The 6,856-nt window shown below is 61.7% G+C and carries 4 protein-coding genes and 1 tRNA gene; 4 read left to right on the top strand and 1 reads right to left on the bottom strand.

The genetic code is table 11. The annotated features are described in order from the left end of the window. Positions 1–18: 18 nt before the first annotated feature. A tRNA-Met gene (locus tag FHX16_RS30115) sits at positions 19–95 on the top strand. 323 nt (positions 96–418) lie between these two features. On the opposite strand, the gene FHX16_RS30110 is transcribed toward FHX16_RS30115, so the two are convergent. Further along, positions 419–1,345 carry a LysR family transcriptional regulator gene (locus FHX16_RS30110; RefSeq protein ID WP_183864685.1) on the bottom strand — a complete coding sequence of 309 codons (927 nt, stop codon included), beginning with the start codon at positions 1,343–1,345 and terminating at the stop codon, positions 419–421. Positions 1,346–1,505: 160 nt separating this feature from the next. On the opposite strand from FHX16_RS30110, the gene FHX16_RS30105 reads away from it, so the two are divergent. The 3 genes from FHX16_RS30105 (at position 1,506) to FHX16_RS30095 (ending at position 6,848) form a co-directional block, all read left to right on the top strand. Continuing rightward, entirely contained in the window at positions 1,506–3,194 is a 1,689-nt protein-coding gene (locus FHX16_RS30105; RefSeq protein WP_183758554.1) for a GMC family oxidoreductase, read from the top strand. 24 nt (positions 3,195–3,218) lie between these two features. After that, positions 3,219–5,729 (top strand): CoA transferase, encoded by a 2,511-nt coding sequence (locus FHX16_RS30100; protein WP_259131970.1) that lies wholly within the window; start codon positions 3,219–3,221, stop codon positions 5,727–5,729. Between the two features lie 117 nt (positions 5,730–5,846). Further along, positions 5,847–6,848 (top strand): ABC transporter substrate-binding protein, encoded by a 1,002-nt coding sequence (locus FHX16_RS30095; RefSeq protein WP_259131969.1) that lies wholly within the window; start codon positions 5,847–5,849, stop codon positions 6,846–6,848. Positions 6,849–6,856 lie beyond the last annotated feature (8 nt).

Here is a 6,856-nt window from a genome sequence, read left to right as displayed (position 1 = left end):
GGAGCCTCACCTTGAGGACGCGGGGTGGAGCAGCCCGGTAGCTCGTCAGGCTCATAACCTGAAGGCCGCAGGTTCAAATCCTGCCCCCGCAACCACGCTACAGTATCCAAAAATAGCCGAAACTACGATCCAGCACGGCACAAGCGCTCCATGCCCCGCCATTCCTTTATCGAACGCATCGTCCAGGAAGCGCGGTTGAAGGCGCGCTGCGGTAAGTGGGTGATCTCGTACGCCGTTTCGAATATCCTGGCAAAGCTGCAGCTTAGACAGGGTCGAGCGCCGCCGATATCGCGCTCGGGACTTCATGAGTCCTCTACGATTGAGACCCAGAGCGTATCGGGTTTTTACCTGTCCCGTCGTCCAGTCCGAGGGGTTGGCTCCGAGGCCGTGTGAAAGATGTTGTGCAAATTCAAGGTTCTTAACCCCAAACACGTTTGATTGCATCGAATGCGGCCACAACAGTGGGATCACCCTTACGAGCTTCCATGCATATGAAGCTCAATGTCGTCGAAATTTTCACCGCATCGGCGATGAAGAGCCCGTGGGCCTGTTGTTCATGGAGGGCGATCGACTCGCGGCAGAGGCTCAAGCCGACGCCTGTGCGGACCATGGCGACCATCGACGCTTCCTGATCGACTTGGGAGACGATGTTCTGACGCAGGCCAAGATCGGTGAACAGTCGTGCCAGCAGCCGGTTATGCACCGAGGCGGGCGGTGTGCCGATCCATGGCAGTGCTGCCAACTGTACCCAATCCGCACCACGGACGAAGCTTGCAAGCGACGGCGGGGCAACGACGCGATAGGTCAGTTGTGCCAGTTCCTTGCCATAAAACAGTTTGGTGGCAGTTTCGTCAGAAAGCTCGACTATAGGATCGTAGTCCCTCGGGTCTCCGAGGAAGAATCCGGCATCCAGTTCATTCCGCCGAAGCCCTTCCGGCACATCGCCGCTCATGCCATGTCGCAATGTTGTCTCAATGCTCGGTCCGTTTTCGATCAGCGCCTTCAGAAACGCGCCCAGTCGCGTGAACTCCGGGTCGATGATGGTGCCGATCCGGAGTTTGCCCCGCACGCGCGTTGCCAGATGCCCGGCTGTCTGGCGGAAATCCGTCAGCGCCGCCAGCACCTGCTCGGCCTTGGCAGCCAGCAGCGCGCCCTCCTGCGTCAACTCCAAACCCGTGGAAGTCCGTCGGAACAGGGAGAGGCCGGTCTCTGCGGCAAGACGTTTCAGTTGCAGCGTCACGGCCGGCTGGGTGAGGTGCAATAGCTCCGCGGCGCGGGTGACGTTGCCCTCCCGCGCCACGGTGACGAATGCCCTCAATGTTCTCAGGTCGGCCGATTGCAGCATATTAGTTTCATTTATAATGCCTTCTATTATTTGTCATTGGATTTTCCGACCGCACCTCCGCTATGGCTCTGAACGATGTAGGCAGGGAGGCTGGCATGCAGCGACAGGATGTCGAAGCTTATGAGTGTGGGTGGTTCCGTCTGAACGGGCGGGCAGCACAATGACGCGTAACGCTTCGCTATCTACACAGCATGCTTTTGACTACATCATTGTCGGCGGCGGCTCCGCCGGCTGCCTGCTTGCCAACCGCCTCAGCCGCGATCCGGCGATGCGGGTGCTTCTCTTGGAGGCCGGCCGCAAGGACGACTATCCGTGGATTCATATTCCCGTCGGCTATCTTTATTGCATCGGCAATCCGCGCACCGACTGGCTGTATAAGACCGAGCCCGACGCTGGCCTGAACGGGCGCTCGCTGCGCTACCCGCGCGGCAAGACGCTCGGCGGCTGCTCCTCCATCAACGGCATGATCTATATGCGTGGCCAGGCCCGCGACTTCGACGGCTGGGCGGCGGCAACCGGCGATGACGCCTGGTCTTGGCAGAATTGCTTGCCTGATTTCAAGGCGCATGAGGATCATTACCGGCTGGACAACGGTGAGGACCCGAAGACTGGCGGCAACAGCCGGTTCTCGGACATGCACGGCCACGGCGGCGAGTGGCGGATCGAGAAGCAGCGGCTCAAATGGGATATCCTCGAATCCTTTGCAGAGGCCGCCGTCGAGGCCGGCATTCCGCGCTCCAACGATTTCAACAGCGGCGACAACGAAGGCGTCGGCTATTTCGAGGTCAACCAGCGCTCCGGCTGGCGCTGGAATACGTCGAAGGCTTTTTTGCGCCCCGCGAAGAACCGCCCAAACCTGGCGGTCTGGACGCAATCCCATGTCGAACGGCTGATCCTGGAAACCGACGGTTTCGGCCGCAGGCGTTGCGCTGGCGTCGTGGTCCAACGCCAACGGCAGAGCGCGGAGGTCCGTGCCCGCAGGGAGGTCATCCTGTCCGCCGGCGCAATCGGCTCGCCGCAAATCCTGCAACTGTCCGGTATCGGCCCCGCCGGACTGCTGAAGCGACATGGCATCGAGGTTGTGCATGACCTGCCGGGCGTCGGGGAAAATCTCCAGGACCATCTGCAGATCCGCGCCGTCTTCAAGGTCGGCAATGCAAAAACGCTGAACACGCTCGCCAACAGCCTATTCGGCAAGGCGATGATCGGGCTCGAATATGTTCTGAAACGCAGCGGCCCGATGAGCATGTCGCCCTCGCAGCTCGGCGCTTTCACCCGGTCGGACGACAGACAGGCCCACGCTAATCTCGAATATCACGTCCAGCCTCTCAGCCTCGACGCCTTCGGCGAGCCGTTGCACAGCTTACCCGCCTTCACCGCGAGTGTGTGCAATCTCAACCCGGCCAGCGTCGGAAACGTGCGCATTCGTTCCGGCAAGGCGTCGGATGCCCCGGCGATTGCGCCGAATTATCTGAGCACGGAAGAGGATCGCAGAATTGCCGCCGAGAGCCTGCGGCAAGTGCGCAAGATCGTGTCGCAGCCGGCGCTTGCAAAATACCAGCCTGAGGAATGGAAGCCCGGCTTGCAGTTCCAGAGCGACGAGGAACTGGCGCGGCTGGCGGGCGATATCGCCAACACCATCTTTCATCCGGTCGGGACGACGAAGATGGGCCGCGACGACGATCCGATGACAGTGGTGGACAGCCGTCTCAGGGTGCGCGGCATCGAGGGCCTGCGCGTCGTCGACGCAGGCGTCATGCCAAAGATCACCAGCGGCAACACCAACGCACCGACGCTGATGATCGCCGAAAAGGCGGCCGGCTGGATCGTCGCCGATGCGCGCGCATAGAAAAGTCTTGGGGAGATAAGAGCAATGACATCGATCGCACGTTCCGCGCTTCCACTTTCCGGCGTTCGGGTGGTTGATTTCGGGCAATATATCGCCGGCCCGGCCGTCGCCATGATCCTTGGCGATCTCGGCGCGACCGTCGTGCATGTCGATCCGCCCGGTGGTCCGCTCTGGGACACTCCTGCCAATGCCATCCTCAACCGCAACAAGGTGATCGTCACCCTCGATCTCAAATCGCAGCAGGGCTTGGATGAGGCGAAAGCGCTGGTGGCCGAGGCCGATATTATCGTCGAGAATTTCCGCCCTGGCGTGCTTGCCCGACTCGGGATCGATTTTGCCGAATTGCGTAAAGCACGGCCGGAACTGATCACCCTGTCGATTCCCGGCTTCGCCTCCGACGATGAGCTTCGTCGCGACTGGCGGGCCTTTGAGACGGTGATCGCGGCCTCGTCCGGCGTCTTTACGGATATGGGCCTCAATCGCGTCCTGATGGGCATTAACCCGTCTTTCTCGCCACTGCCGCTGTCCTCCGCCTACGGCACCATGCTTGCAGCGTCCGCAACGGTGCTGGCGCTTCAGGCGCGGGAGCGCACGGGTCATGGCGACCACATCGAAGTGCCGCTGGCAAGCGCGGTGATGGAGGGCCTCTCCTACAATTCCATCCTGATCGACGACTATCCGCTGCGCTACCAGACCCAGCGCGAGCGGGAGATCGAACGGCGGCGCAGCGAGGGCCTGCCGATGGATATGTCCTATGACGCCCTCCAGGAGTTCCTCGATCCCTTTTATCGCAGCTATGTGTGCGCCGACGGGCGCATGTTCTACGTCGTCTGCCCCAGCCACAAGAACCATGCGAAGCGCTGCCTGCAAGCCCTCGGCATTTACGACGAACTGGTTGCTGAAGGACTGCGCGAGGAGGAAGACACCTATCTGCCGGTGTCGCAATGGTCGTCGGACGTTTCGCTCGGCGTCTATCCGCTTCCGAAATTCTGGGCAGACAAGATTGCGGCCCGCATGAAGGAGGTTTTCCTGACCAGGACGGCGGCCGAATGGGAGTGCGTCTTCGGGGAAGGGCTGTTTCCGGGTGCGCCGCAGCGCTGGCTGAAGGAATGGATCGCCGACGATCACGCCAGGGCCGCCGGCCTGATGATCGAGGTTGACGATCCGATCCTGGGCCAAATGACCCAGCCGGGGCCGATGGCCTGGCTACAGGAGAGCGCCGAAGCCATGCTTGCGCCACGCCCGCGGCGTTGGGGGACGGCCAAGGACGCCTTGGCGATGCTTGCGGAGATGGAACGCCCTTCCTTACCGGTTCCGACCGACGCCCCCGGTGGCTGGTTGGATGGCGTCAGGGTGCTTGATCTCTGCAACGTGATCGCCGGCCCGCATTCGGTCGCCTATCTCGCCCGCTTCGGCGCAGAGGTGGTCAAGATTGACCCGGCCAAGCCGCTCTATGACTGTTGGAACACCGTGATCTTCGGCATGTCGCACATGCGTGGCAAACAGTCCTTGCTGCTGAACATCGGTTCGCCCGATGGCCGCGTCGTCTTCGAGGAGTTGGTGCGCTCCGCCGACGTCGTCGTCTGGAATGCCACCGACAGGCAGGTCAAGGCGATGGGGCTAGACGCCGAAAGCCTGAAGGTGCTCAACCGCCAAGCGATCTTCTGCCAGCTCGATTGCTTCGGCGGCGTGCGAACCGGCCCGCGCACCGACTATCTCGGCTATGACGACCTCGTTCAATCGGCGACCGGCATCATGCTGCGTTTCGGCGGATCGATGGAAACGCCGGAGGAACATGCCCATGTCGGCACCATCGATGTCATGTGCGGCTTCGGTGCGGCGCTCGGCATTGCCGCCGCCCTCTACCAGAAATCCAGAACCGGGATCGTCGGCCGCCCGCGCACGTCGCTGTCGGCGCTGACCGGCCTCGCGCAGATACCGTTCTGCTACGACTACGCCGGGCGCGGTCCCTTCGACGAGCCGTCCGGACGCGAAACCAAGGGCTATCATGCCCTGTCGCGGCTGTACGAAACGGCGTCAGGGGATCACCTTCTCTTGTGCGCTTCGGAAGCCGACCTGCCGCGCTTCCGCAAGGTTGAAGGGTTGGAGGGCATACCGGAAATGGCGGCATCGGATCGCGAGGCCTACCTCTCGCGGGCCTTCATGACTGCATCCGCTGAGACCTGGCAACAGCGGCTACAGGAAGCCGATATCGGCGTATCGCTTTGCGAGAATATCGAAACTGTCCGGAGCCGCAGCGCCCGCATTGCCGACGCTACGCCGGGGATCGATCGTGGCAGCTATTCCTTCTCGATCTTCCCGAACCATCCGAGTGGCCACACCGTCACCCAGCTCGATCCCTTCGCTATTCGTCCGACGGTCGGCAAGGTCACGGCCGTCGCGCCGGCCGAGAAGTACGGGGCGTCCACACGCGCCGTACTGAAATCCCTGAACTACACCGACGCCCAGATCGATCGGCTGATTGCCTCCGGTGCGATCAGCGAGACCTGGAGCGAGGAATATCTGCCGAGCTAGCAGAAAACGGCGGCTTCGGGTTCTGAGGAGGATACCGAAGCTGCTCGCAGCCCGCCAAGATATGCGATGGCGTTGGCGGGCCTGCAATTTCAACATCGCACATAGGGAGGAAGTGCCATGAAAGAACTCTTTGCCTCGACATGCCTTGCAGCGGCGATGCTGACCTTTGGCAATTCGGCGCAGGCTGCGGATTGCGGCGACGTCACCATCGCCAGCATGAACTGGCAGAGCGCGGAAGTGCTCGCCAGTCTGGACAGGTTCATCCTGACCGAGGGCTACGGTTGTAATGCCGAAATCATACAGGGCGATACGGTCCCGACGATCACGTCGATGACCGAGAAGGGCCAGCCCGACATCGCGCCCGAAGGATGGGTCGATCTTCTTCCCGATGTCGTCAACGCTGGCGTTGCAAACGGAAAGCTCGTCGTTGCATCGACCGTCCTGACCGACGGCGCGGTGCAGGGCTGGTGGATGCCGAAATACCTTGCTGACGCGCATCCGGATATCAAGACGATCGATGATGTCCTTAAGCATCCGGAGCTGTTCCCGGATCCCGAAGACAAATCGAAGGGTGCCATTCACAATGGCCCGCAGGGCTGGGGCGGCACGGTCGTGACCGCGCAGCTCTACAAGGCCTATGGCGGGGAAGCTGCAAACTTCACGCTCGTCGACACGGGTTCGGCTGCCGGCCTCGATGGCTCGATTGCCAAGGCTTACGAGCGCAAGGAAGGCTGGGTCGGCTACTACTGGGCCCCGACCGCGCTTCTCGGCAAGTACGACATGGTCAAGCTCGATTATGGCGTGCCGCACGAAGCGGCCGAGTGGAAGCGCTGCAACACCGTCGCGGATTGCCCCGACCCGAAAAAGAATGAGTGGCCGAGGGACACCGTCCAGACGCTCGTGACCAAGCCGTTCTCCGACGGCGCCGGCGAGGACGTCATGGGCTATCTCCACAAGCGCGCCTGGTCGAACGAAACCGTCAACAAGCTGATGGCCTGGATGACCGACAACCAGGCAAGCGGCGACGACGGCGCAAAACACTTCCTCGAAGAGAACGAGGCCATGTGGAAGGAATGGGTATCGCCTGAGGCAGCCGAGAAGATCAAAGCGGCGCTTTGAACTCGTTC

It is taken from the genome of Rhizobium sp. BK661, from assembly GCF_024808825.1.
Lineage (GTDB): Bacteria > Pseudomonadota > Alphaproteobacteria > Rhizobiales > Rhizobiaceae > Rhizobium.
Note: the sequence above shows the minus strand (reverse complement) of the source record. Positions and strands in the feature narration are given on the sequence as shown.